22 protein-coding genes are annotated in these 25133 nt (G+C 60.9%); 16 read left to right on the top strand and 6 right to left on the bottom strand.

Annotation, left to right across the window (positions count from 1 at the left end; genetic code table 11):
- Genes ACOGXC_RS11785 through ACOGXC_RS11765 form a run of 5 tightly spaced genes read right to left on the bottom strand, consistent with a single transcriptional unit; the run spans position 1 to position 6812 of the window.
- Positions 1-954 carry a DUF368 domain-containing protein gene (locus tag ACOGXC_RS11785; RefSeq protein WP_419918380.1) on the bottom strand — a complete coding sequence of 318 codons (954 nt, stop codon included), beginning with the start codon at positions 952-954 and terminating at the stop codon, positions 1-3.
- Positions 955-963: 9 nt separating this feature from the next.
- The gene (locus tag ACOGXC_RS11780; protein ID WP_419920074.1) at positions 964-1725 is read right to left on the bottom strand and encodes a succinate dehydrogenase/fumarate reductase iron-sulfur subunit; all 762 of its coding nucleotides are present in this window, start codon (positions 1723-1725) and stop codon (positions 964-966) included.
- Positions 1726-1733: 8 nt separating this feature from the next.
- Positions 1734-3656: a fumarate reductase/succinate dehydrogenase flavoprotein subunit gene (locus tag ACOGXC_RS11775; protein ID WP_419918379.1), complete on the bottom strand. Its 1923-nt coding sequence runs from the start codon at positions 3654-3656 to the stop codon at positions 1734-1736.
- Positions 3656-4447 (bottom strand): succinate dehydrogenase cytochrome b subunit, encoded by a 792-nt coding sequence (locus tag ACOGXC_RS11770; protein WP_419918378.1) that lies wholly within the window; start codon positions 4445-4447, stop codon positions 3656-3658. Before ACOGXC_RS11770 ends, ACOGXC_RS11775 begins: the two co-directional genes overlap by 1 nt.
- A 13-nt stretch (positions 4448-4460) precedes the next feature.
- Positions 4461-6812, bottom strand: a complete 2352-nt coding sequence (locus ACOGXC_RS11765; RefSeq protein ID WP_419918377.1) for a glycosyl hydrolase 2 galactose-binding domain-containing protein — start codon at positions 6810-6812, stop codon at positions 4461-4463.
- Positions 6813-7010: 198 nt separating this feature from the next.
- Here ACOGXC_RS11765 and ACOGXC_RS11760 point away from each other — a divergent pair, with 198 nt between their 5' ends.
- The 5 genes from ACOGXC_RS11760 (at position 7011) to ACOGXC_RS11740 (ending at position 12318) form a co-directional block, all read left to right on the top strand.
- Complete coding sequence (locus ACOGXC_RS11760; RefSeq protein WP_419918376.1) at positions 7011-8420, top strand: magnesium chelatase; 1410 nt, start codon at positions 7011-7013, stop codon at positions 8418-8420.
- A 106-nt stretch (positions 8421-8526) separates the two neighbouring features.
- On the top strand, positions 8527-10599 hold the full coding sequence (locus ACOGXC_RS11755; protein WP_419918375.1) for a hypothetical protein: 2073 nt from the start codon (positions 8527-8529) through the stop codon (positions 10597-10599).
- 209 nt (positions 10600-10808) lie between these two features.
- Positions 10809-11126 carry a WhiB family transcriptional regulator gene (locus ACOGXC_RS11750; RefSeq protein WP_419918374.1) on the top strand — a complete coding sequence of 106 codons (318 nt, stop codon included), beginning with the start codon at positions 10809-10811 and terminating at the stop codon, positions 11124-11126.
- 91 nt (positions 11127-11217) lie between these two features.
- Positions 11218-11385, top strand: coding sequence for a Sec-independent protein translocase subunit TatA/TatB (locus tag ACOGXC_RS11745; RefSeq protein ID WP_419918373.1), 168 nt, complete (start codon positions 11218-11220; stop codon positions 11383-11385).
- A gap of 21 nt (positions 11386-11406) precedes the next feature.
- A complete protein-coding gene (locus ACOGXC_RS11740) occupies positions 11407-12318 on the top strand; it encodes a sugar phosphate isomerase/epimerase family protein (protein ID WP_419918372.1) in 912 nt (303 codons plus the stop codon).
- A gap of 22 nt (positions 12319-12340) precedes the next feature.
- Here ACOGXC_RS11740 and ACOGXC_RS11735 read toward each other — a convergent pair whose 3' ends face one another.
- Positions 12341-12565: a WhiB family transcriptional regulator gene (locus ACOGXC_RS11735; protein WP_419918371.1), complete on the bottom strand. Its 225-nt coding sequence runs from the start codon at positions 12563-12565 to the stop codon at positions 12341-12343.
- Between the two features lie 179 nt (positions 12566-12744).
- Between ACOGXC_RS11735 and ACOGXC_RS11730 the strand changes: the two genes are divergently transcribed.
- The 11 genes from ACOGXC_RS11730 (at position 12745) to pstA (ending at position 25110) form a co-directional block, all read left to right on the top strand.
- Entirely contained in the window at positions 12745-13044 is a 300-nt protein-coding gene (locus ACOGXC_RS11730) for a hypothetical protein (RefSeq protein WP_419918370.1), read from the top strand.
- 55 nt (positions 13045-13099) lie between these two features.
- Positions 13100-15166: a polyphosphate kinase 1 gene (ppk1, locus tag ACOGXC_RS11725; RefSeq protein ID WP_419918369.1), complete on the top strand. Its 2067-nt coding sequence runs from the start codon at positions 13100-13102 to the stop codon at positions 15164-15166.
- Between the two features lie 124 nt (positions 15167-15290).
- On the top strand, positions 15291-15572 hold the full coding sequence (locus ACOGXC_RS11720) for a hypothetical protein (RefSeq protein ID WP_419918368.1): 282 nt from the start codon (positions 15291-15293) through the stop codon (positions 15570-15572).
- A gap of 355 nt (positions 15573-15927) precedes the next feature.
- The gene (locus ACOGXC_RS11715; protein WP_419918367.1) at positions 15928-16260 is read left to right on the top strand and encodes a hypothetical protein; all 333 of its coding nucleotides are present in this window, start codon (positions 15928-15930) and stop codon (positions 16258-16260) included.
- Positions 16235-16678: a hypothetical protein gene (locus tag ACOGXC_RS11710; RefSeq protein ID WP_419918366.1), complete on the top strand. Its 444-nt coding sequence runs from the start codon at positions 16235-16237 to the stop codon at positions 16676-16678. The genes ACOGXC_RS11715 and ACOGXC_RS11710 overlap by 26 nt, the downstream gene beginning before the upstream one ends.
- Positions 16679-17331: 653 nt before the next feature.
- On the top strand, positions 17332-17586 hold the full coding sequence (locus tag ACOGXC_RS11705; protein ID WP_419918365.1) for a hypothetical protein: 255 nt from the start codon (positions 17332-17334) through the stop codon (positions 17584-17586).
- Between the two features lie 3278 nt (positions 17587-20864).
- Positions 20865-20993, top strand: coding sequence for a hypothetical protein (locus ACOGXC_RS11700; protein WP_419918364.1), 129 nt, complete (start codon positions 20865-20867; stop codon positions 20991-20993).
- Between the two features lie 363 nt (positions 20994-21356).
- A complete protein-coding gene (locus ACOGXC_RS11695; RefSeq protein WP_419918363.1) occupies positions 21357-21785 on the top strand; it encodes an NUDIX hydrolase in 429 nt (142 codons plus the stop codon).
- A 138-nt stretch (positions 21786-21923) separates the two neighbouring features.
- Positions 21924-23057, top strand: coding sequence for a substrate-binding domain-containing protein (locus ACOGXC_RS11690; RefSeq protein ID WP_419918362.1), 1134 nt, complete (start codon positions 21924-21926; stop codon positions 23055-23057).
- Positions 23058-23156: 99 nt separating this feature from the next.
- Positions 23157-24101: a phosphate ABC transporter permease subunit PstC gene (pstC, locus tag ACOGXC_RS11685; protein ID WP_419918361.1), complete on the top strand. Its 945-nt coding sequence runs from the start codon at positions 23157-23159 to the stop codon at positions 24099-24101.
- Positions 24102-24123: 22 nt separating this feature from the next.
- Positions 24124-25110 carry a phosphate ABC transporter permease PstA gene (gene pstA, locus ACOGXC_RS11680; protein ID WP_419918360.1) on the top strand — a complete coding sequence of 329 codons (987 nt, stop codon included), beginning with the start codon at positions 24124-24126 and terminating at the stop codon, positions 25108-25110.
- The last annotated feature ends 23 nt before the right edge of the window (positions 25111-25133 follow it).

The following is a 25133-nucleotide window of genomic DNA, read 5'->3' as shown; positions in this document are numbered from 1 at the left end:
CTACCTGCGAGCGGTCTGAGTAGGACGCGCTACTCGGTGCAGGACCATTATCAGGGTGGCGGCTGAGATGGCGAGCGTGGTGGGCAGCCATAGTTCACCGATCGGTGCCCACCCCAGGCCCGTGCCGTCGATGGCGGTTTCGGCATGGCGGCTGATCACGCCCACGCCGTTGGGCCAGGGCCACAGAACCCTCAGCGATCCCACCAGCAGGCCGATCATTACCGCCAGGGTGGGATCGTGCCAGCGGTCGAGCACATGCCCGATCAGCTTGGAGAACAAGACCACTCCGAGCACCGCTCCTGCCCCCACAACGGCCACATCGGTCCAAACCCGATCATCCACAGCCCCGATTACCGCGGGATAAACCCCGATCATCAACAGGATGAAGGCTCCGGAGATGCCGGGAAGCAGCATGGCGCACGCCGCCGCCGTTCCCGCCCCCACCAGCACCATCGCCGGCGGGTCGGCCACCGGCTCGGACTGGAATCCCAGCAATCCGAAGAACACCGCCCCAACCGCCAGGGCGACCAGCGCGTGGTGGGCTTTCGGGAGCCTCAGAAGCTGCCAGGCAACAATAATCGATGCCCCCACCAGTCCGAAGAACACCCCGGCCATGGCTTCGGGATGGTTGAGCAGGAGTTCATCCATCAGCGAGGAGAGAGCCACCACCGCACCGGCGATGCCCACCAGCAGCGGGATGGCGAACCACCAGTCAACGCGGCGCAGGCTTCGCAGTGCATCCCCGCGGTTGCCCCGCATCAACGCGGCCAGCCCACCGGCACCGCAACGCACCGTGTCGATCAGCCGGGTATAGATGCCCAGCAGAAGGGCCACCGTTCCCCCCGACACCCCCGGGACGACATCGGCAGCCCCCATGAGAGCACCCCGCAGCCCGTGGAGGGTGACCTCGACGAGGCGATGCCTCAGCGCGCCACTGCCCGTGCCACTGTCCATGGTTCCGGGTTATCTCTGGCCGGCCAGCTTGCGATTCTTTAGCTTTGCTTTGAGGTAATCCCGGTTGGTCCAGGCGATGAAGTCGATGGGGATTTCCTTGGGGCAGGCCTCCTCGCACTCGCCGTGGTTGGTGCACGACCCGAAGAACTCCTCCATCGTCTCCACCATGGCTTCAGTGCGGGTCCACCGCTCGGCCTGACCCTGGGGAAGAAGATTCAGGTGCTGCACCTTGGCCGCGGTGAAGAGCTGGGCCGCGCTGTTGGGGCAGGCAGCCACGCAAGCGCCGCAGCCGATGCAGGCCGCGGCATCGAAGACGGTTTCGGAGGTTTCCCTGGGCACCGGGGTCAGGTTGGCATCGGGCGCGGCCCCGGTGTTCACCGATATGTAGCCCCCCGCGGCCACGATGGCATCCATGGCTCGGCGGTCCACCGCAAGATCCCGCAGTACGGGGAACGATGTTGCTCGCCAGGGTTCGATCACTATGTGGTCACCGTCGCTGAAGCTCCGCATGTGGAGCTGGCAGGTGGCCGTACCCTTCTGGGGACCGTGGGCCTGACCGTTTATCATCAGCCCGCAGGTGCCGCAGATGCCCTCCCGGCAGTCGGACTCGAACACGATCGGCTCCTCGCCCTTTTCGATGAGCTGCTCGTTGAGGATGTCCAGCATCTCCAGGAACGAGGCATCGGTGCTGATGCCGTCCACCTCGTAGGTCACGAAGCAACCCGAAGCCTGGGGCCCGGGCTGGCGCCACACCTTGAGCGTGAGGCTGATCTCCCGGCTCACTTGTAACTCCTCTGGGTCGGCTCCACGCTCTCGAACGCCAGTTGCTCCTGGTGGCGGGTCGGGGGGGCATCCTCGCCGTTCCACTCCCAGGCGGCCACATGGGCGAAGTTGGCGTCGTCGCGCCGGGCCTCGCCATCGGTGGTCTGGTGCTCCTCCCGAAAGTGCCCCCCGCAGGACTCCTCGCGGGCCAGGGCATCCCGGGCCATCAGCTCGGCCAACCCGAACAGATCGGCCACCCGTCCCGCCTTTTCCAATGACTGGTTCAATGTGTCGGCCGAGCCCAGCACCCGCACATTGCGGTGGTACTCCTCGCGCAGCGCGGGAATCTCCGACAGCGCCTTCTCCAACCCGGTCCGGTTACGAGCCATGCCTATGTAATCCCACACCAGCCTGCCCAACTCCCGGTGATAGTGGTCCACCGAGCGGGTCCCCCCGATGGACAGCCAGCGGGCGGTCTCGCCGGCCACCGCCGACTCGGCTTGGGCGAACACCGGTTCGGAGGTGCTCAATGCGGGCTCGCCCAAGAAGTCGGAGAGGTAGTTGCCGATGGTGTAGGGCAGGATGAAGTACCCGTCGGCCAGTCCCTGCATGAGGGCTGAGGCTCCCAGCCGGTTGGCCCCGTGGTCGCTGAAGTTGGCCTCACCCAGCACGAACAGGCCGGGTACGTTGCTCATCAGCTCGTAATCCACCCACAGCCCACCCATCGTGTAGTGGGTAGCCGGGTAGATGCGCATGGGCACGGTGTAGGGGTCCTCGCCGGTTATGCGCTGGTACATGTCGAACAGGTTGCCGTACCGGGCCCGTATCGCGGCCGCTCCGTCCCGGGTGATGGCATCGGAGAAGTCCAGGTAGACACCGTTGTGCCGGTTTCCCACCCCCCTACCCTCGTCCACCACGGTCTTGACGTTGCGGGAGGCCACGTCGCGGGGCACCAGGTTGCCGAAGGCCGGGTACTTGCGCTCCAGGAAATAGTCCCGTTCGGCTTCGGGGATCTCGTGGGGATCGCGCCCGTCCTCATGAACCTGGGGTACCCAGATGCGACCGTCGTTGCGCAGCGACTCCGACATGAGAGTGAGCTTCGACTGGAAGTCGTCACTGGCAGGTATGCAAGTCGGGTGGATCTGGGTGTAGCACGGGTTGGCGAACAGCGCCCCCTGCCGGTGGGCCCGCCACGCCGCGGTGACATTGCACATCTTGGCGTTGGTGGACAGGAAGTAAACGTTGCCGTAGCCGCCGGTGGCCAGTACCACGGCGTGGGCCGAATGCGGCTCGATCTCACCGGTGATGAGATCGCGGGTGATCACGCCCACCGCCCGACCGTTGTGCATCACCAGTTCCAACATCTCCGAGCGGGTACGCAGCTCCACCGTACCCGCCGCCACCTGCCGCATAAGCGCCGAATAGGCTCCCAGCAGGAGTTGCTGGCCGGTCTGGCCCCGGGCGTAGAAGGTCCGGCTGACCTGGGCCCCGCCGAAGGAGCGGTTGTCCAGCAGCCCCCCGTACTCCCGGGCGAAGGGCACCCCCTGGGCGGTGGCTTGGTCGATGATGTCCACCGATACCTCAGCCAGGCGGTACACGTTGGCCTCCCGGGCCCGGTAGTCGCCCCCCTTGATGGTGTCGTAGAACAGGCGGAAAACGCTGTCACCGTCGTTCTGGTAGTTCTTGGCCGCGTTGATGCCCCCCTGGGCGGCGATGCTGTGGGCTCGGCGGGGGGAATCGTGGTAGGTGAGCACCTTGACCCGGTAGCCCAACTCCCCCAGCGAGGCCGCCGCCGATGCCCCGGCCAGCCCCGATCCCACCACGATCACGTCGAAGCGTCGCTTGTTGCTGGGGCTCACCAGCCGCATGGAGAACTTGCGATCGGTCCACTTGTCCTGGAGTCCCCCCGGAGGGATGCGGGCGTCGAGGGTGCCGAGCATCAGCCCGTTCGCTCCTGTGTGGCTCCATGGTGCTGGAGTTCCTCCACCAGCGAGCGGCCGCCGTCGTCTATCACCCCGGCTTGCACTAAGATCGGGAAGCTCAGATTGCCCACCAGGATTATTCCGGCCAGCCCTGCGGCCAGGTAGCGGCGCAGATGGTTGTAGCGGGGACTGTTCATTCCCAGACTCTGGAACATGCTCCAGCAGCCGTGGAAGATATGAACGGCCAGGGCTATGTTCGCCACGATGTAGAGGATTGCCACCGGGATGCTGCTCAGGCTTTCCGACACGTTGTGATAGGGGTCGCCCCGCACGAAATCGGGATTGAACCAGCCCCAGGTGAGGTCAGCCAGGTGGTAGAAGAGGTACAACCCGATGATCGGGCCGGTCCACCGCATGGTGCGCGATGCGTAGTTGGCGGCGATGTAGCGCTGCCCCCCGGGGTAGCGCTGGTTGGCGGCCATGCTCATCCGGCTCAAGCTGTATGCCGAGTGGATGTGGAGGGCGAAGGCGATGATCAGCCCGATGCGCATGGCCCACAGCAGCCAGGTGCGGGGTACGATCTTGGTGCCCAGATCCCGCAGGGTTTCGGCGTACTCGTGAATCTCCAGGGGCCCTTCGTAGAGGTGGAGGTTGCCGATCATGTGGACCACCACGAAGCCCAGGAGGGCTATACCGGTCAGGGCCATAACCCATTTCTTGCCCACCGCGGTCTGGTAGATGCTTGCCGGCCACGGGAGCCTCACTCTCGGTGCCGACCGCACCGGCGGTGGTGTGCTCACTCTCATCATGGTCCGATCCATGCTAGCCACCGATGATCGCGTCGTAGCGGTTGGTGGCTTCTGCGGGGCCCAGGAGCTGAAGCCGCAGTGTGGCCGGGCCGCAAACGGCGGGGACTCGCCAGCGCAGCGTTCCCACCCGGACGCACTCGTCGGAGCCCACCGCGCCGGCCCAACTCCATGCCCGTTCACCCCCGGACCATTCCAGGGTGGCTTCAACCTGGAGCCCGACCACTGGCTCGTGATGGTCGCTCACCACATGGACATCAATTTCCAGCTCCTCGCCGCCGGCCAGCTCGGCCGGTAGCCGGTCGGCCACCACGATGATTGGCCGGCAGGCTTGAGCCAGGGCCTCGTAGGCCGGTTTGGGCCACCTTTGCCAGTCCAAAAGGGCGGTGGACATCGCCGGGTGGGAGTCGGCGAAGAAGTGATGGCAGAACCCTCCCACCGGTCGATACTTGAGCCGGCGCAAGGTCTCGATGTGCCGGCGCACCAGCATGGCCTGATAGGCCCAAGCCGCCTCTTTCCATAGGGCAGGGTCGGTGTGATCGCCGGGAGGCACGTGACGGTTCATGGCCAGGATGTCCAGACCGTGGTCGCGCGCTAGTCCCACCCAGTCGAGATCGGGCCAGGCCGCCGGGTCGAGCAGCAGCAGTTCTCCCGGTGGGGGTTGGTCTGCCGGTGGGGGTTGGTCTCCCGGCGGGGATTGGGCTCCGAACTGGGACACGAACCGGACCGCTTTGGGCCAGCGGGCGGCGAATTGTTCCAGATCCCGCTCGTGACCCCACTTCCAGCCCAGCCAGAGATGGGTGTCGGTTCCGTCCAGCCGGGGTAGATGGGGAAGTACCCCCGAGTAGGCCACCACCGGCCGGGTGGGGTCTCGCCGCTCGAGCTCCCGTTTGACCCCCCGGTCCAGCACGGACAGGTTCCAACTGGGCCGCTGATGGCCAACCAGCCGCCGGGCCATGCCGTTGCGGCTCTTAGTCCCCTTGCGGCTCTTAGTCCCCTTCCAATTCTCGGTCCCCTTCCTGCTTTTGCTTCCCTTCCGGTTCTCGCTCCCCTTCCGGTTCTCGGTTGGATCGCCGGTGCTGTCGCCCAGGGGGTCCACATGGCCGCACCACAGGACCACGCTGGGGTGCGCTCCCACTGTTCCCACCGCGGCTCGGGCGCAGGCGGTGGCCGCGTTCCGGCTGCCCCGGGAGAACGGCCCCATGAGCGGCAGATCCTGCCATACGAGCATGCCGGCCTCGTCAGCGGCCTCGTACAGGGAGGGTGGAGCCACGTGGCCGTACACCCGGATCAGGTCCAGCCCCGCGTTCTTGGCCAGTTCCACATCGCGGTACATGTCGGCTCTGTCCACCTCGGCCCACCACGGGGATGCCGGTCCGAAGCTGGTGCCCTTCAGAAACATCCGCACGCCGTTGATGGAGAACCGCCACTGCTCCATACTCACCTCTCGCAACCCGGTGCGCACCCGCCGCCGATCGCTCAGACCACCCTGCGTCGTGCCCACCTCGACGGTCACCTCGTAGCGAGGCCGATCCCCGAGTCGATGGGGCCACCACCGCCGGGGTCGGGGTACTTCCACCTGCCACTCCACATGGTTGAGGCCCGCAGCCAGCACGTGGTCACTGGTGTTCTCCACCTCGTTTTGGGTGGGGCCCAGGGTGGTGTGTTCCACCTCGTTTTGGGTGGGGCCCAGGGTGGTGTGTTCCACCTCGTTTTGGGTGGGGCCCAGGGTGGTGTGTTCCACCTCGTTTTGGGTGGGGCCCAGGGTGGTGTGCATACGTACCAGTCCGGCTCGGGAAGCATCCAGGTCGGCTTGAAGGACCACCACCGCCCGGCGGTCGGAGCAACTCCGGGTAGCCACTCCAAGATCAAGGATGCGAACCTCGCCGGTGCTCTCGATTCCCACCGGTGCCCATATACCTCCGGGGTTACCCGGGGGCAACAGCTCCGAGGCCATGCCCAGTGATCCCAGCATGTGGTGGCCCGAAACTCGGGAGGAGCGGGTGGGGCACGACAGCTCCAAGGCCAAGATGTGCTCGCGGCGACCGGCCATGGCGTTGGTTACGTCGAACTGGTGGGCCATGAAGTAACCCTCCATGTCGCCCAGGTAGGTTCCGTTCAACCAGACATCGGCTTGATACAGCAGCCCCTCGAAGACCAGCCACCGCCGTTCTCCAGCGGCCGGAGGCTGCTGGTTGAAGCGCCGCCGGTATCGCACCGCGGTGGCGTCGGATAATCCCGGTACCCGGGCCCAGTGGCCCGGTACTTCCACCGGGAGCCAGTCGGAGTCGTTGAACCGATCCTCGGGAAATCCCGGCAGCAGTCCCCCTCCCCCCGGAGACCCTACCCAAATCCCGCTCAGATCCACTCTGCCCAGTCTATTTCCCCCCCATAGGGTTCTGGCGGGGTAGGTTTCACTAGGTGGGTAAGGGTCCAGGTGTGGGTGTACCCCCAGGTGTCCTTTGCCGCTTGCTGGTGAGATAGGTTTCACTGCTATGTCGCAACCCGCCTTGAGGAGTCATAGACTGACGAGCAGCGCTAGAAGGGTGAGATAGGTTTCACTGCTATGTCGCAACCCGCCACGCTGGGCGAACTCAAGGCCGATGGATGGCAATCGGTGCCGGTCAAGCACGAGATCCGCCGCAATGCTGTCCGCCGTATCCGAGCCGGCGAGGATCTGTTCCCCGGAATCTGGGGCTACGAGAACACCGTCATCCCCCAGTTGGAGGTCGCCCTGCTGGCCGGCCATGACGTGATCTTCTTGGGCGAGCGGGGCCAGGCCAAAACCCGGATGATTCGCCTGGTGCTGGATCTCCTGGATGAATGGATCCCCATTGTGGCCGGCTCGGAGGTGAACGACGACCCGTTTCGCCCGGTGTCCAAGCACGCCAAGGACCTGATCGCGGCCGAGGGGGACGACACTCCGCTGAGCTGGGTCCACCGCAGCGAGCGTTACGGTGAGAAACTGGCCACCCCCGACACGTCGATTGCCGATCTGATCGGTGAGGTGGATCCCATCAAGGTGGCCGAGGGTCGCTACCTGTCCGACGAGCTCACCATTCACTACGGTCTGGTGCCTCGTACCAACCGGGGGGTGTTCGCCATCAACGAACTGCCCGATCTGGCCGAGCGTATTCAGGTGGGGCTGCTCAACGTGCTGGAAGAGCGGGATGTGCAGATCAGGGGGCACAAGATCCGCCTGCCGTTGGACATCTTGCTGTTTGCCTCGGCCAACCCCGAGGACTACACCAACCGGGGGCGCATCATCACCCCGCTCAAGGACCGATTCGGGGCCCAGATCCGCACCCACTACCCGACCGATGTGGATATTGAGTTGGACATCACCGAGCAGGAGGCGGTGGTGCCCGATACCGATGTTCCGGTGATCATGCCCGACTTCATGGGTGAGGTGCTGGTTCATCTCACCCATATGGCCCGGCAGAACCCTCATATCAACCAACGCTCGGGGGTGTCGGTACGGTTGACGGTGTCCAACTACGAGACACTGGCCGCCGCAGCCATCAGGCGGGCTTTGCGCACGGGCGAGCCCGTGGCCGTACCCCGGGTGACCGACCTGGAGGCCCTGACCCCCTCCACCATGGGCAAGATCGAGATCGAGACCATGGATGAGGGTCGCGACGCCGAGATCGTGGAGAACCTCCGCAAGGAGGCGGTCCGCCAGACTTTCAGGGAAGCCGTGGATGTGGATGTGCAGCAGGAGGTGATCGAGGTCTTCGAGGAGGGTCGGGTGGTGGATGCCGGGGAGGACATCTCCTCCACCGACTACGCCGCCCTGGTGGACGAGGTACCTGCCTTTACCAGTGCGTTGACGGCACTGGGCTATGAACCCGGCGACCTGGAGAACCCTGCTTTGGTGGCCAGCGGGATCGAGTTCGTGTTGGAGGGCCTCCATCTGTCCAAGCGTCTCAACAAGGAATCCCTGGCCGGCGCAGCCGTCTACCGGGGCAGAACCTGAGCTTTTGATCCACCCCGATCCACCCGAGGAAACGTAGGATTCTACCGCGATCGATAGAGCGGGGGAGTAGGTTGTCGGGATGCTCCGGAGATGGCGAAGGTCTCGCTTGCGATCCGCCAATCGGGTGGCGTATTCCCGCTGGGACGGCACCCAGACCGGGTTCGACCTGTCCGCATCCGATCTCTTTGCCCGGATGAACGACGATCTCCTCTACCATGGCGATGTCAACGCCGCCCTGCGACGGCTTCTCCAGCAGGGTTTCGATGTGGACGGCCAGCGGGTTCAGGGCCTTCGAAACCTGCTGGAACAAATCCGCGAAAAGCGTCGGGAGCGGTTGGAGCAGCACGACCTGGGTGGGGTCTACGACGACATCGCCCAGGAACTGCGCGACGTGATGGATGCCGAGCGGGATGCTTTGGACGAGCTGGCTGCGACCGCGGCCAACTCGGGTGACGAGCGCCGGGCGGCCATCACCGAAGAGGACGTGGCCCAGCGCCGGTTCAAGCTCGACATGCTGCCCCCCGACATGGCTGGTCAGATCCGGGAGCTGGAGAACTACCAGTTCACCTCGGCCGAGGCTCAGCAGCGATTCGACGACCTGGTGGAGCAACTCCGCCAGCAGCTCCTCCAGAGCTACGTCAACCAAATGACCGACGGCATGAACAACCTGTCACCCGAGGACATGGCCCGGGCCAAGGACATGATGGCCGAGCTGAACCGGCTCCTGGAGAAGCGTCAGATGGAATCCGAGCAGCTCCCGGCCGATGCCCACGAACCCTCCGAGCGCAATCGGATGCTGGACGAGCGCTTGCAGTCCGATTTTGACAGCTTCATGGAGCGTTTCGGCGATTTCTTCCCCGAGTCCCCCGAGACGCTGAGCGAGCCGCTTGAGGTGATGGCCCGGCGAATGGCGGCCATGGCCTCGATGATGGCCTCGATGACACCCGAGCAGCGGGCTCAGCTCCAGGGTTTGGCCGAGCAGCTTCTCCAGGACATGGATCTGCGCTGGCAGGCGGACCAGCTCTCCAGGAACCTCCAAGCCATGTTTCCCGATGCCGGGTGGGACAACTCCTACGATTTCGGCGGGTCCGATCCGCTGGACTTCGCCTCCGCCGCCCGCATGATGCAGGAGCTGGGTGATCTGGACCAGATGGACAACCTGCTGCGGGGGGTCAATAACCCCGGTGCGCTGGCCGAGGTGGACATCGACCGGGTTCGGGAGCTAGTGGGGGACGAGGCGGCCCGGAGTTTGGAGCACATGGCCGATATGGCCCGGATGCTGGAGGAGGCCGGACTCATCGAGAACCGGGAGGGGCGGATGCAGCTCACCCCCCGGGCGATCCGCCGGATCGGGCAGAACGCACTGTCCGACCTGTTCAAGAAGCTCCAGCAGGATCGGGTGGGTAGGCATTCCGTGGAGATGTTCGGTGCGGGCCATGAACGGGAGTATCACACCAAACCCTACGAGTTCGGCGATCCCTTCAACCTGGACATCCAGCGGACCATTCGCAATGCCATCCGCCGCACCGGGGGCGGTGTTCCGGTGAGGTTGTCATCCGATGACTTCGAGGTGGAGCGCACCGAGAACATCGTCCGGTCCGCCACCGTGCTCATGCTGGACCTATCCCTGTCCATGCCGATGAGGGACAACTTCCTGCCGGCCAAGAAGGTGGCCATGGCCCTGTACTCGCTCATCGGTTCGCAGTACCCCCACGACTTTTTGGGCATAGTGGGTTTCAGCGAGATCGCTCGGGAGGTCAAGCCCGAGCAGCTTCCCGAGGTGTCGTGGGACTTCGTTTACGGCACCAACATGCAGCACGGGTTCATGCTGGCCCGGCAGATGCTGGCCCACCACAGCGGTACGAAGCAGATCATCATGGTCACCGACGGCGAGCCCACCGCTCACGTGGACGAGTACGGGCGGCCCTTCTTCTCCTACCCCCCGACCCGGGAGACGGTGGACAGAACCCTCGAGCAGGTTATGCGAGCCACCCGGGAAGGCATCCGCATCAACACGTTCATGCTGGATGCCACCTCCTACCTCACCAGCTTCATCGAGCAGATCTCCAGGATGAACGGGGGTCGGGCCTTCTTCACCACTCCGGAGACCCTGGGCGACTACGTGCTGGTGGACTTCGTGGAGCACAAGCGGAAGCTGCTGAGCAGCCGCCACCGCTGATCCCCGCCACTCCCAAGACATTTTTCGAGGCATCTCCGGCTCGAAAATTTTTTTCTCTTGCGTTTGTTGCGGTTGCGTGTCAAGGTTACATTACTGAAATTACAAGCCCGTAAGTCACGGAACTTTGGTTTCCACCGTTGTTGCCGGCCAGCCGGCCGGACAGCACCGGGGGCCAGGGTTTTCGGGGCGCTGGGGACCGGGAGGTCGTAATGGGACTGGTGCAGATCAATGCTGAGCAGCCGGAGGCACATGGGGGTGATCGAGCCTGGCAGGACCTGGCCAACTGCTTGGGGGTGGATCCCGATCTCTTCTTTCCGGAGAGGGGTGCATCCACCCGGGAGGCCAAGGAGGTGTGCCGGGCCTGCGTGGTACGGGAGGAATGCCTGGAGTACGCGATCGTGAACGGCGAGAAGTTCGGCATATGGGGGGGTATGAGCGAGCGGGAACGGCGCCGTGTCCGCCGGGCCCGGGGGCTTACCCGGGTGCGGGAGCCGAGGACCGCGGTGGCCGACAGCCCGGGGGCATGACCCGGACAGGCCCCCGGCCTGTACGACCACCGCGGCGGTTTCGGGGCACTTCGCTTACACCACCGCGGCGGTTTCGGGGTAGCCTGGGATCATGAATATTGGGCCGCCGGAGCTGATCATCATCCTCATCATCCTGCTGCTGCTGTTCGGTGGGGCCAAGCTTCCCAAGCTGGCCCGCTCGCTGGGCCAGGCCCAGAAGGAGTTCAAGCAGGGTGTCATCGATGGGTCGAAGCCCGAGGAGAAAACCACCGACACCTGATCTCCTCCCCCTTACGGGCCCATGAGCGACACGAGCGACAGGAGCGAAACGCTGCCGTCCGAGGAGATGAGCGAAACCTCACCGCCCGAAGAGCTGGTTATGTCACTGGCCACGCTGTCGGTGGATCCCTTCGGCTTGTCCTTTGACGAGCTGGACTCCTCCCTGGTCGCAACGGCTGCCGCGGGTTACACCGGGGTCAGCGTTTGGCCGTTCAACCTGGGAATGGCCGGAGTGGATGTGCCGTGGCTGGTGGATCGGTTGGAAGAACTCCACCTCACTCATCCGGTGGCCGAAGCCGCCTTCGGCTGGTTGAACCCTGATCGGGATGCGGCTGCCGCCGAAGTTTCCAACCTGGTTTCCTACGCGACGGCAGTGGGAGGCCGGGAGCTGGTGGCGGTCACCATGGAGCCCACGCTGCCCCCCATGGGCGAGGTTGCCACCCGCTTCCGAACGCTGTGTCGGGCTGCGGCCGACGCCGGGCTGGGGGTGAGCATGGAGTTCCTGCCCTGGACGGGTATTGCCAACCTGGCCACCGCGTGGGAGATCATCGAACGAGCGGATTGCGACAACAGCGGCATCATGGTGGACACGTGGCACTGGCTCCGCCAGCCCGGTGGTCCCGACCCCGATCGGCTGGGGCGGATCCCCTCCGGGATGCTACGGGTGGTTCAGCTCTGCGATGCGCCGGCTGAGCCTCCCGGCGGCATGGACATGGCCACCGAGACCATGACCGCCCGACTCCTACCCGGTGAGGGGGCGGTCGATTTTGCCGAGGTGATCGGCATCATCTCCGATTCCGGTGCCTCTCCCATCTGGTTTCCCGAGGTCTTCAGCAGCACCCTGGCCCAAGCCGGCCCCCAGATCATGGCCTCCCAGGTTCTGGCCGCCACCCGCTCGGTGCTGGGCCGGACCCAACGGCGTTCAGGCTGCTGATCGGCGCAGGAGGCGACGGCGTTCAGGCTGCTGATCGGCGGAGCAGGCGACGGCGCTCACGCTCGGAGCGTCCCCCCCAAACGCCGTACCTGATGCGGTTGCTCAGGGCATAGTTTAGGCAAGCCTCCTGCACCAGGCACTCCTGGCATACTTTCCGGGCCTTTTCCACTCCGAGGCCGGTGCTGGGAAAGAAATCTCGGGTCGATTTCCCGGCGCACTTTCCGTAGGCCATCCAACTCCTGCTCATGTGCACCTCCATGGGTTACGTACCGACTTTTACCCTTTAAGACGCCCCAACCCGACCAGTGGTTCCCGGGCCCGGCACATTTCGATCCCTCGATATTCGATCCCTGGATGGAGCGAATGTTCAGGGTGCCCCCCGATGTGGCACAATGTCCCCGCCCCATTTTCCACAGGAGCAACGCGATGACCGATACCATGGAAACCCAACCCGAACCGCCTGTTGGGCACGTCAGGGTGGTTTATCTGGGTCCTGTGGCTCCGCACTGGGATTTTGTGTCCGATTTCGGCGATAAGGGGATGATCGAGCAGTTCAAGGCTCGAGCTCAGGCCCGCTTGCTTTTGCTTCCCCCCCACGATCCGCAGTTCCGCCGGAACCGGGAGAGGATCATCAGGGATGCCGACCGGGAGAACCTGCTCATCGACTGGGACTTGGGATACGACGAGGAGGAGGAAAGCGGAATTGGCGACGCCAACGAGGGGTAGGGGGGAAAGCGGAATTGGCGACATCAACGAGGGGTAAGGGCCAAGGTGACCCGTTATGGCCTCCGAGTTGATCGACATCGAGGCTGATTCCGGACGTTTCATCAACCGCGAGCTTTCCTGGCTGGAGTTCAACAGCAGGGTGCTGGCCCAGGCCGAGGATCCATCGGTGCCCCTGCTGGAGAGGGTCAAGTTCTGCGCCATCTGGTACTCCAACCTGGACGAGTTCTTCCAGGTCCGGGTGGCCGGCCTCAAGGACCAGATCGCCGGTCAGTTCACCGGCACAACTCCCGACGGTCGCACCGCCACCCAGCAGATGCACGAGATACGGGTGGCGGTGGATGCCCAGATGGATAGGGCGGCAGCCTGCCTCGATAAGCAGATGGCAGGTTTGGCGGATGCCGGCATCGAGATTCTGGACTGGGACGACCTCGACGGCGAGGATCGCAAGTACCTCTCCGGCGAGTTCGACAACCGTATCTACCCGGTGTTGACACCGCTCGCCGTGGATCTCGGTCATCCGTTCCCCTACATCTCCAACCTCTCATTGAGCCTGGGCGTGCTGATGGTGGATCCGGTTGACGGTCACCAGAGGTTTGCTCGCCTCAAGGTTCCGGCCACTTTCGGCCGCTTTCTCCGGCTTCCCGGTGAGACCCGGTTCGTACCCGTTGAACAGGTTGTGACCGCCCATCTGCCAACCCTGTTCCCGGGCCTCGAAATCACCGAGACGGTGGCCTTCCGGGTGACCCGCAACGCCGACCTGGCGGTGGACGAGGGCGAGGCTCAGGACTTGCTGGCCGCAGTGGAGCTGGAGCTGCGCCGTCGCCGGTTCCGCAGCGTGGTCCGCCTGGAGGTGGAACACCTGGTTTCCTCGGAGATCCGCAACCTGCTGATCGACGAACTTGATATCGAGCGTGAGGATGTCTACGAATCGGACACCCTGCTGGAGCTGTCCAGCCTACGGGATCTGCACGCCCTGGATCGTCCCGGCCTCAAGAACCCCGTCTGGAAACCGGTCAACCCCCTGCCCTCGGGTGTGCCGGGCGACCAGGCGGTCAACCTGTTCACCCGGATCCGGGAGGGTGACATCCTGGTGCATCATCCCTACGACTCCTTCACCGCCACCGTGCAGGAGTTCATCTGGCAGGCGGCCAACGATCCCCAGGTTCTGGCCATAAAGCTGACCCTGTACCGAACATCGGGAGACAGCCCCATCGTCCAGTCGCTCATACGGGCGGCGGAGAGCGGCAAGCAGGTGGCGGTGGTGGTCGAGTTGAAGGCCCGTTTTGATGAGGAGGCCAATATCGAGTGGGCCCGCCGCCTGGAGCAAGCCGGTGTTCATGTGGCCTATGGCCTGGTTGGACTCAAGGTTCACGCCAAGACCTGCCTGGTGGTTAGGGAGGAGGCCGACGGCGTGCGCCGCTACTGCCACATCGGTACCGGAAACTACAACTCCATCACCGCTCGGGTGTACACCGATCTGGGTCTGTTCACCACCGATCCCGAGATCGGGGTGGACCTGACTCAGCTTTTCAACTCGTTGACCGGCTATGGGCGCGATATCGAGTTCCGTCGCCTGGTACCTGCGCCCCAGAGCCTGCGCCCGAAGATATTGGAGTTGATCGAGAACGAGACCACCCGGGGGGCCGAGGGCCGGATCATCATCAAAATGAACAGCCTGGCCGACTCCGCCATGATCGAAGCTCTTTACGAGGCATCCCGAGCCGGGGTTGAAATCGACCTCATCGTTCGGGCCATCTGCTGCCTGCGGCCCGGGGTGCCCAGTATGTCCGACACCATCCGGGTTCGCTCCCTCATCGGGCGTTACCTGGAGCACAGCCGCATCTACTACTTCGGCAACGGGGAGGGGGTCGGTGTCCCGGCCTACTACATAGGCTCGGCCGATCTCATGCCCCGCAATCTGAACCGCCGGATAGAGGCATTGGTTGAGGTGATCGATCCGGACCTGCGCCGGCAGCTCGACCAAATCCTGGAGATCAATCTCACCGATGATGTGCTGGCTTGGGATTTGATGGCTGACGGTACCTGGTGCCGGGTCGCGAACCGAGTGGGTTTCGAAGCCCACAGCGCTTTCGAGCAACTGGCTGTGCAAGCCGCTTCCTAGGGCGTAACCCTTAGAGCACACGCGGATAGGTAGTATGAAAGCGGCCCAATCCCAACAAATCAGCCGAAAAATCAGACTACATCCTGCCTATCCGCGCACCCCCTTATGGAGGTTGTGTGCGGGTGTGCTGTCGGGGGTGGCGGTGGTGATTGTAGTGGTGGGTCGAGTGTTGGAGTTGGTTTCGGTGGTGGGTTTGCGATGTGAATTCGTGGTTGTGGAAGAACTCGTTGGTGAGGCTGCGGTTGAAGCGTTCGGCTTTTCCGTCATGGTCGAGGATCAAGCGAGCGAGAGCCCTGAACCACCACAGGGCCGCTGGGGGCACCTGAACCGTACAGGCCCCGAACCGACCACCACAGAGCCGATCCCGTTCGCTGAGCGGCCCGTTACGGGGTTCGGGCCTCACTGAAGTACCCCCCCTCGAACCGTAAACCGGCCATCCTCGAAGCCCAGGCCCCGTGAAACACTGAGAGCCACCCCACACCCCCAGGCAGCCCCTCGGAGACTGTGGAGCCGTGCTGGGCAGGACAGGCCCCGTATCGCCTCGAAGTTTGCGAACCGGCGGCCCACCCCCTGACCTCCCCAGCGTTCATAGGAGTATCGCTGGGGTATATGCCTCGTGGTCGGGATCAAAAGTCGTTCTGGGGTTCACCTCATGGCTCCCTTCGGCCCTGACCGCGACGCTCCTATGAACTGAAGCTCAACGCCAGTCTGAAGGGGGCCACCAAATGACAACAACACCCCACCCGGCTACCATCGACCCCATGACCACCCCGCACCACCCCACCCCGGACAACACCGCATCGCCAACAACCTCAACCGAGGATGTCGCCTCGGCTGCTTCTACTCAATACAAGATAACCATCAATGACCTGAGGGCTTTTGAGTGGATACTAGCTATTTTAATAGTGGGTTTTCCGCTAGAACTTGTAGATGTAGTTGAAGCAAGTAAGCCTATTGAATTGATATTACAGTTTTTACTGTTTTGCATTTCGCTTGCTTTGATGCTTCAAGTGTTTGTTTTGTTTCACCGGTGTTTTAGCAAATACAGGCGTAGGGTGAGGGTAAGAGATGACCAAGTGGGTAGGAGTTTATGAGTATGAGAAGGTTGTTGTTGCTGGGTTGTTAGCTTCGGTTGCTCCTAAGGTTGTGTTAGCGCATGATCCGGAGACTCAAACTGTAACCATTCCGGCTGTTTATGAGGATAGGGTAGTTCTTGTTTATGAGGATTTTTGGAAAGAAACTGTAAGAGTTCCTAATTATACACCTGGTTCTTTGAGTTTCCGTATGGCTGCTTGTAAGACGGCAAATAGTAGGGTTGAGTTAGCGTTACAGGAGCGTATTGCAGTTGATCTTATTGTTTCCTGGGGTGACCGTCAGTATCCTGTTACCCGGTTTTTCCCTTTGTCTACTGCCACTGGGAAATGGTTGTATACCTCCACAGTTACCGTTGGCTTCACAGAAACTCGGGTTTGTTGGGGTCGTTGCCTGAGGTTGGGGCGGTGGCCGGGTTAGTGGAGGGTTGGCGTTGGATAGTGGGCGGGCCGTTGAGCGAGTTGGTGGCTGATGCCAAACCCGATTACTTGAACTTTGATGCTGTGGGGCCGTACCTCGACCGCTTGAGTACCCCACAGGCCTCGGCTTGAGGTTCTGGGCGGCTCTGTACCGTTTAGAGCACTCTGGACACTGGTAGGTCTCGAACCGGCCCCACAGGCAGTATCTGGGCCGCTGAGAGGCGAGTTGTGGGCTTTGGGCCTCACCCAAGCACCCTTTAGCACCTGAACCGTACACAAACCCGGGCCTTCGTCCTCGGCCAGCCGCTGAGAAGCATTCCTACACCACTGGTGGCCCGTTGGTGGCTCCTGGAGACTGGTGAGCCGTGCTGGGCGGCCCAGACCCTGTATCGTCTCGGAGTTTGCAAACCATCGGCCCGGCCCTTGCTAGCCCCAGCGGGCATCGGCGGCCAAAGCCTCTCAAACAGGCAGGAACGGGCCTGTAGCGGTGTCTCGCTTCTCAGCGGGCAAAGGGGTGGGGGCCGGTTGTCTAGCGGCCCTCAGGCAGCGTTCAGCGGCGGCCCTCGGCAGTCTCACTTGACAGATATTCAGCCCCGGCCCTCTGAAGGGGGCCACCAAATGACAACACCACCCCACCCGGCTACCATCGGCCCCATGACCACCCCGCACCACCCCGACCCGATGACCTCGACCGAGGGCACCGCATCCACCCCAAGTACTACCGAAGCCCGTAAAGACCGACCACTCAGTTTTTGGAAGTTATGGGCATTTGGGACAGCAATGATAATGCCTATAACTTTTGCGCATTCTTTAGTTGAGGGTTGGATAAAATATCTTGTTGTTTTTATAGGTATGCTCGTGGTTGCTATTGCTTATGTTGTATGGCAGTACTGGAGAATAAAGGAGTAGCTATGAGAAGACCGTTGGTGTTTGTTGTTGTTGCTGGGTTGTTGGTTTCGGTTGCTCCGAAGGTTGTGTTGGCGCATGACCCTGAGACTAGGACTGAGATTGTTTATAAGGATAAGGTAGTTCCTGTTTATGAGGATTTTTGGAAAGAAACTGTAAGGGTTCCTAATTATACACCTGGTTCTTTGAGTTTCCGTATGGCTGCTCGTAAGACGGCGAATAGTAGGGTTGAGTTAGCGTTACAGGAGCGTATTGCAGTTGCTCTTATTGTTTCCTGGGGTGACCGTCAGTATCCTGTTACTCGGTTTTTCCCTTTGTCTACTGCCACTGGGAAATGGTTGCATAGCGCTTCGATCAGTTTTGGTAATGCTACGGTTCGTATAGCTGCTCGTAAGACGGCGAATAGTAGGGTTGAGATTGCTTTACAACCACGCGTTGGTAATACCTGGGGTACTTATAAGTATCCTTCTAAAAGGTTTTTTCCTTTGTCTACTGCTACTGGGAAATGGTTGTATACCTCCACAGTTACCGTTGGCTTCACAGAAACAACGTATCGGACTGAGACCCGGTATCGTAAGGTTACCGACCCTCCCCCCAATAACTATACCGTGATATCAAAGCAAAAGGTACGGAGACAAACAGGCACTACCACTATACAAGAAAAGACTGGGACAACAACCGTTACCACTCATGATCCTCATGACTGTAAAAGCGGATATTATAAACAACCATTCCCTCAATCCATTACAATCTCAAGTTATCCTTCAATCCCTAGTCCTGTTGGGCCAGTAGTTCCTTTAGTTCCCATAAGAACCCGAAAGAGCACGTCAGAGGCTTACTATTGGGAAAGAATAGATGCCACCCATCCTTGTTATAAACCAGTGTTTCCTGAAGGTTTAACATTAGCTGAGTACCTTAAAAATCTAGCTAAAGTTGCTACTACAGCACTAACGAAGACTATTAGGAGTGTTGGAGCAGCAATTTATACTGGGTCACCGAACCCTGTATTTGATTTATATAAGGAAGGTATTAAATACATTAAAAATGGAGCCCCTCATCTGTACATAGTTATTTGTTGGGAACATACCCCAAAGACAATTGGGGGAACTGTTGGCGGCGGAACTATGGGAGGAGCGGGATTTATTGTTAATCAAGCAGCGAAAAGAAAAGCTCTTTCACAACTAACAACGATGATTAGTGCAGGTGCTGCAGGCGGTGGTCTTGGAACCCTTGCAGGTATCGGTTCAGCCGCAGCTGTTGCTTATGGGTGCAAGCATTGGGGTGATGCTCTTTCTTCTAGACCTACTCCCCCGCCTGTGCCTTTGCCTTCTAGTGTTTCGGTTAGTTGTTCGGCTGATGGTGGTACTTTGAGTGTTAGTTGGAGGCCTGCTAGTGGGATTACTTCTTATGAGGTTAAGGTGTTTAGAGGGTCTAGTAAGACGCTACATGCTACTTCTATTGTTAGTAAAGGGTCTCCCACTACTGCTACTACCACTACTACTGTGTCTCCTGGTGTTACTTATATGGCTGAAGTGAGAAGTAGAAGTATTGTGTCTGGTGGTGTTAGGTATTCGGCTTCGGTTAGTTCGAGTAGTGTTACTTGTTCTGATAGTAGGCCGATGGTGGTTCCTTCTGATGTATCTGTTAGGTGTTATGCTGGTGGGATTAAGGGTAGGGCTGGTGTTGTTAGTGTTATTGTTGAGTGGGATGCTGACTCGACGGGTAGGACTGAGCATTATGAGGTGAAAGCGTCGGAGGTGCCGACGTTTGTTAATGGGTTGTCTAAGACTGTGGTCGGTGCTACTACGGCTACTTTTGTTAGGACGGGGAACGGTAGGTATAGTTTCAAGGTTCGCGGGTATTCTTCTAAGTCTGGGTTGGGTTGGTCGGGTTGGTCTTCTTACAGCCCGGTTAAGACTTGTAATGCTCCTACGGCTTCGCCGTTGGGGGTGCCTTTTGTTTCTGGTGTTGATTGTGTTTCTAGTAGTACACCGGGTACTGTAAATGTGGTTGTTAGGTGGCTGAGCGGTGATCTCAGAACTCGGAGTTTCGCTGTACGCGAAGCGTTGGGTTCGGGTTTGTCTCGGAGCGGTTTGACTGGTACTACGGCGGTGTTTCCTCGAACAGTGAAAGGAACCTATCAGTTCGAGGTTCAGGCCCGGGCCGCCGGTATACCTTCTTCGCAGTGGTCTTCCAGGAGTGCCCGTATTACCTGTACTCCACCTGCTGTTCCTACGACGGTGTCTGTGCCTTCTAATGTGAGGGCTAGTTGTTCGGCTGGGTCGGCTGGTAGGGTGAACATTGTTGTTAGTTGGGATGCTGACCCGACGGGTGTTACCTCGAAGTACAGTGTGAGGGATTTTGATCGTGCTCCCGGGATGGCCAAGACAGTTGTGGGTGTTACTAGGGCTGTGTTTCCTCGGACTGTGAACGGTACTTATCGTATATTGGTTGCCGGGTATTCCAGGTCTTTGGGGAAATGGTCGCATTGGTCTTCTCAGGATAATACTAATGCTCATGTTACTTGTAATGTTCCCACCCGTACTCCCGCTCCCACGCCTACTGCTACCCCCACACCTACTGCTACTCCGGCTGCGCCTGCGCGGTTGGGGACTCCTTCTAATGTGAGGGTTAGTTGTGCTGCTAGTTCGAGGGCTGGGAGGGTGGATGTGGTTGTTAGTTGGGGTAGTGGGGATAGTAGGATTGAGCGTTATTCTGTTTCGGAGCGCCGCCAGTCGGGTTTGTCCAGGACTGGTTTGATTGGTACTTCGGTTACATTTTCTCGGAGTGTGAACGGTAGTTATCAGTTTAGGGTTCGGGGTCATGCTGATGATTTGGATAGTTCGCGTTGGTCTGGTTGGAGTGGCACGACTACTTGTAATGTCCCCACACCCACACCGGCTCCTACTGCTACTGCTACGCCTATACCGGCTCCTACTGCTACTGCGGTTCCTGCACGGTTGGGGACTCCTTCTGTTTATCGTGTTGATTGTACTTCTAGTAGTAGGCCGGGTACGGTGAATGTGTTGGTTGAGTGGCGTAGTGGGGATAGTAGGACTCGGAGTTATGCTGTTCGCGATGCGTTGGGTTCGGGTTTGTCTAAAACTGGTTTGACTGGCACTTCGACTTTGTTTCCTCGAACGGTGAGGGGTACTTATCAGTTCGAGGTTCAAGCCCGGGCTTCTGGTATTCCTTCTTCTGAGTGGTCTACTAGGAGTATCCGCTTTACTTGTTCCCCACCTGGTTAGGTTCTTGCTTCTGAGGCAGGGTTGGTTGAGGGTTTGACTTTGTTGCGGGATGCTTTGGGCGCTGAGGGTTTGCCGTCGCTACAGGAGGCGTTGGTTGGGTTGGCCGAGGTGGTGGCCGAGGCACGGAAGGCTCAACCGGTGATCGCGACGGGTCGGCCATGATGGTCGATCAGAAACATTGGCGATCCACCGGTGGAGGTGTTCTAGTATGGCACAGAGGTTGGGTGCGAGCGAGCGGGCCCGCGCCGAGACCTACTCACACGGGCCGTCAGCCGAACCTATACCGCAGACGACCTCGCCCGGACACTCGCCCTGGCCGCCCACCGCGAGAACCGCCGCCGAGCGGTGGACACATTCTCGGCTCTGGCCGCCGAGGATGATCCCGTGCTCGACCTCTGGGAGGTGAAACCGGGCCTATGGTTGATCCTCGAAGCCCCCAATACCGGCAATACATACGGTGACGCTATTTCTCTTTGGCCTGGGTATCCGCATTCTTGTTGTATCCAAGTCCTACCGTTGTAAATCGTGCAGTTTGAAAAAGTGGCAGTCGTGCTCGGCGGTGGGGGTCTGATAACCCGGCACAACGACGGCGAGTTGGAGGTGTTGATGGTCCATAGGCCCAAGCACAGCGACTGGTCGTTACCGGCGGGTAAGCAGAAACCGGGTGAGAGCCTGCCCGAGTGCGCCTTGCGCGAGGTGTACGAGGAAACCGGGCTCATATGTGAGCTGGGACGGGCACTGGGCATGGTGGACTACGTTGATCGACGGGGACGGGCCCGCCAGGTCCACTACTGGGAGATGGACGTGATAAGCGGCAGCTTTACTCCCAACGCGGAGGTGGACGCTGTGGCCTGGGTACCTCTGGTGGAGTCGTTGAACTACTTCACCAACCGGCGCGATCTCGAGACGGTGAGCGCATTCCTGGCGCTTGCCGGTGCCGGCATGCTGGTCTGAGCCCGGCGGCTTCAAAGGTTTCGCTTCAGTTCACCCCCTGTTCAAGCAATCTCTGTATTACGTCAACCAGCCCCTCCTAACCTTTGGGTGATCCAAGTCGCCGGTCGGTGTGTCCGGCGTGCATCCAAGGAGGATAAATTGAGATTACGTAAACTGCCCGTCCTGGTAATCGGGTTGCTGGTGTCCTTTGCGCTCCTCACGGCTGCTTGCGGCAACGAAGATGATGGCGATGCCGGTTCGGAACCGATGGAGCAGCCCGGCGGCGATGCCGGTTCGGAACCGATGGAGCAGCCCGGCGGCGATGCCGGTTCGGAACCGATGGAGCAGCCCGGCGGCGATGCCGGTTCGGAACCGATGGAGCAGCCCGCTGGTGGGCAGGCACCGGTTTCGGGGTCGGTTACGATTTCGGGTTCTTCTACGGTGGAGCCGATTTCGGTTCGGGTTGCTGAGTTGTTTGAGGATGTGCAGCCCGACGTGGCCGTGACGGTTGATGGGCCGGGCACTGGTGATGGGTTCAAGTTGTTCTGTGAGGGCAAGACCGACATTTCAAATGCTTCTCGCCAGATCAAGGACAGTGAGGCTGAGGCTTGTGCTGAGGCTGGTATCGAGTATGTCGAGTTGCGGGTGGGTATCGACGGTATTGCGGTTATGACCAATGAGAACAATCCGGTGGAGTGTGTGAACTTTGCTGATGTTTATAGTTTGGTAGGCCCTGAGTCCACTGGGTTTGGTAAATGGTCGGATGCTCAGGCTCTGGCTTCGGAGTTGGGTTCCGATTCTGTGATGCCGGATGCTTCTCTTGACATTTACGGTCCTGGTGAGGAGTCGGGTACGTTCGACAGCTTCATCGAGATCGTGTTGGAGGACATTGCCGATGAGCGGGGTCAGGATGCCACTACCCGTCCTGATTACAACGCCAACGCTGATGACAATGTGATTATTCAGGGTATCCAGTCGAGTGACACCAGCTTGGGTTGGGTTGGGTTCGCGTTTGCGACCAATGCCCGGGGTGTGAAGTTTGTGCAGGTTGATGGTGGTGATGGTTGTGTGAGTGCCACTCCCGTTTCCATCGCGTCGGGTGAGTATCCGGTGTCGCGGTCTTTGTACATCTACGTGAACAAGGCCAAGGCTGAGGCCAACCCGGCGGTTACTGCATATGTGGACTTTCACATGAGTGAGCAGGGTCTTGGTATCGCAGTCAGCGCCGTGAAGTACGTGAACCTCACCGAAAGCGCCAAGAACGAGACCAGAAACGCCTGGGCGAGCCGCTAGGGCGAGCCGCTAGGGCAAACCGCGGGCGCAAATAGCCGGCCGGTACGAACTAGCTTGCTCCAGCACGAGTCAGCTTTCCGCACGAACTAGCTTGTGGCTGTGGCTGATACGAAGGCCGACCCTGCCGGAGGGTTCTCCATCGAGGAGTTGAGAGCGAACCCCCGGCAGGCCCGCAAGGAGCGGTTGGTTCGCACCTCCCTGGGGGCCACCGCGATGGTGTCGGTGCTCATCTCCGCCCTGATCATCTGGTCGCTCTTCTCCGAGGCCTGGACGTTCATGGTTGAGGTGGACTGGGGGTCCGTCTGGGACATCGGCTGGTTTCCCCGTCGCGGCATCTACGACATCAAGACCCTGGTTGTCGCCAGCCTGCTGGTTACCGGCATCGCCATGGTGGTGGCCATCCCGCTGGGGTTGGGAGCGGCGATCTTCCTGTCGGAGTACGCCCGCCGCGGGGTTCGCCGAACACTCAAACCCATCCTGGAGATCCTGGCCGGCATCCCCAGTGTGGTGCTCGGCTTCTTCGCCCTGGATTGGATCGCCCCCAACGTGGTGGCGAAGCTCTTCGACGGACCTTCTGCCGGATCTTTGCTGGCTGCCGGTATCGGTGTCGGGGTGCTCACCATTCCGCTGGTGGCATCCATCTCCGAGGACGCCATGAAGGCGGTGCCCATGTCGCTGCGGGAGGCCTCCTCGGGGTTGGGGGCCCGCAAGATCACCACCACCATCCGGGTGGTGCTGCCCGCGGCGATCTCGGGATTGGTGGCTTCGTTCATCGTGGCCGTCTCCCGAGCTCTGGGCGAGACCATGGTGGTGTTCCTGGCCGGGGGTGCGGCCCAGACCGCCACCTACACCCACAGCATCACCGACTCCAGCCTCACCATGACCGCGGGTATGGCCTCTTTGGCTCGGGGTACCGACAACGTGGTGGGTGAGGGCCTTACCTTCCAGAGCCTTTTCTTCGTGGGTCTGGTGCTGTTCCTGATCACCTTCGGCCTGAACCTGGTGGCCGACCGGTTCGTCAGCCGGGTGAGGGAGCAGTACTGATGGTTGTTGGCGATCCCACCAGGTGGGTTCCAGGAAGGCCCGGTACCTGCTGATGGCCGCCGGCAGGGTCGTTGGCGAGCGCACCAGCAAGAAGATGGTGCTGGCCATGGAGCGCCGTTCCCGGGATGTGAGGGGCCGCGCCTTCCGGATCAGCCTGCTGCTGACCCTGCTGGTGTCGCTGTTCGTTCTCGGCGTGCTGGTGGTTGACGTGGTTGTGGACGGCTGGGGCATCCTCACCGGCAGACCCGGTGGTTTTTTGAACGGCACCATGCGATCCCTGTCCGACGACCCCCAACTGGGGGTGCATCAGGCTTTGGTGGGCACGTTCTGGATTGCGGTGTTCGTGGCGGTCCTGGCCTTTCCCATCGGCATCGGTGCCGCGATCTGGCTGGAGGAGTACGCCCCCCGGAATCGCTTCACTCGGTTCATAGAGTTGAACATTCGCAACCTGGCCGGGGTGCCCTCGGTTGTCTACGGTCTGCTCGGGCTGTTCCTGTTCGTGAAGCACCTGGAAGGTGTCACCGGGGGCAAGTCCATAGCCTCCGCGGGCATCACCCTGGCCATCCTGGTATTGCCCATCGTTATCATCACCGCCCAGGAGGCCATTCGGGCCGTACCCCAGGGGCTCAAGGAGGGTGCCTACGGTGTCGGAGCCACCAAATGGACCATGATTCGCAGCCAGGTTCTGCCCTACGCCGCTCCCGGCATACTCACCGGGACACTGCTGTCCATGTCCCGAGGCATCGGAGAGGCCGCACCACTGCTTCTCGTCGGCGCGGTCACCGGCCGGTTGGGGACCAATCCGAGCTTTTTCGACCTCAGCGCCATCAACGCAAAGCATTTCATGGCCATGCCGGTTATCATCGTCGAGTGGGTGCAGAACTCAGGCCGAGACCCGGGATTTGCCGAAGCGGCCGCAGCCGCCATCGTGGTGCTGTTGGTTTTCGTTGTTCTGATGAATGCGACAGCCATCTTGATGCGCAACCATTTCGAGAACAAAAGAGGTTGATTTGTGGAAACAATGCATGAGCA

This window comes from Candidatus Poriferisocius sp., assembly GCF_965202595.1.
Lineage (GTDB): Bacteria > Actinomycetota > Acidimicrobiia > Acidimicrobiales > Bin134 > Poriferisocius.
This window is presented reverse-complemented; position numbering and strand designations above follow the sequence as displayed.

Bases quoted from the DNA above. Each gene is read 5' to 3' on its own strand.
- ACOGXC_RS11785 (WP_419918380.1), bottom strand. From the start codon at position 954: ATGGACAGTGGCACGGGCAGTGGCGCGCTGAGGCATCGCCTCGTCGAG.
- ACOGXC_RS11775 (WP_419918379.1), bottom strand. From the start codon at position 3,656: ATGCTCGGCACCCTCGACGCCCGCATCCCTCCGGGGGGACTCCAGGAC.
- ACOGXC_RS11770 (WP_419918378.1), bottom strand. From the start codon at position 4,447: ATGATGAGAGTGAGCACACCACCGCCGGTGCGGTCGGCACCGAGAGTG.
- ACOGXC_RS11760 (WP_419918376.1), top strand. From the start codon at position 7,011: ATGTCGCAACCCGCCACGCTGGGCGAACTCAAGGCCGATGGATGGCAA.
- ACOGXC_RS11750 (WP_419918374.1), top strand. From the start codon at position 10,809: ATGGGACTGGTGCAGATCAATGCTGAGCAGCCGGAGGCACATGGGGGT.
- ACOGXC_RS11745 (WP_419918373.1), top strand. From the start codon at position 11,218: ATGAATATTGGGCCGCCGGAGCTGATCATCATCCTCATCATCCTGCTG.
- ACOGXC_RS11740 (WP_419918372.1), top strand. From the start codon at position 11,407: ATGAGCGACACGAGCGACAGGAGCGAAACGCTGCCGTCCGAGGAGATG.
- ACOGXC_RS11735 (WP_419918371.1), bottom strand. From the start codon at position 12,565: ATGAGCAGGAGTTGGATGGCCTACGGAAAGTGCGCCGGGAAATCGACC.
- ACOGXC_RS11730 (WP_419918370.1), top strand. From the start codon at position 12,745: ATGACCGATACCATGGAAACCCAACCCGAACCGCCTGTTGGGCACGTC.
- ppk1 (WP_419918369.1), top strand. From the start codon at position 13,100: ATGGCCTCCGAGTTGATCGACATCGAGGCTGATTCCGGACGTTTCATC.
- ACOGXC_RS11715 (WP_419918367.1), top strand. From the start codon at position 15,928: ATGACCACCCCGCACCACCCCACCCCGGACAACACCGCATCGCCAACA.
- ACOGXC_RS11710 (WP_419918366.1), top strand. From the start codon at position 16,235: ATGACCAAGTGGGTAGGAGTTTATGAGTATGAGAAGGTTGTTGTTGCT.
- ACOGXC_RS11705 (WP_419918365.1), top strand. From the start codon at position 17,332: ATGACCACCCCGCACCACCCCGACCCGATGACCTCGACCGAGGGCACC.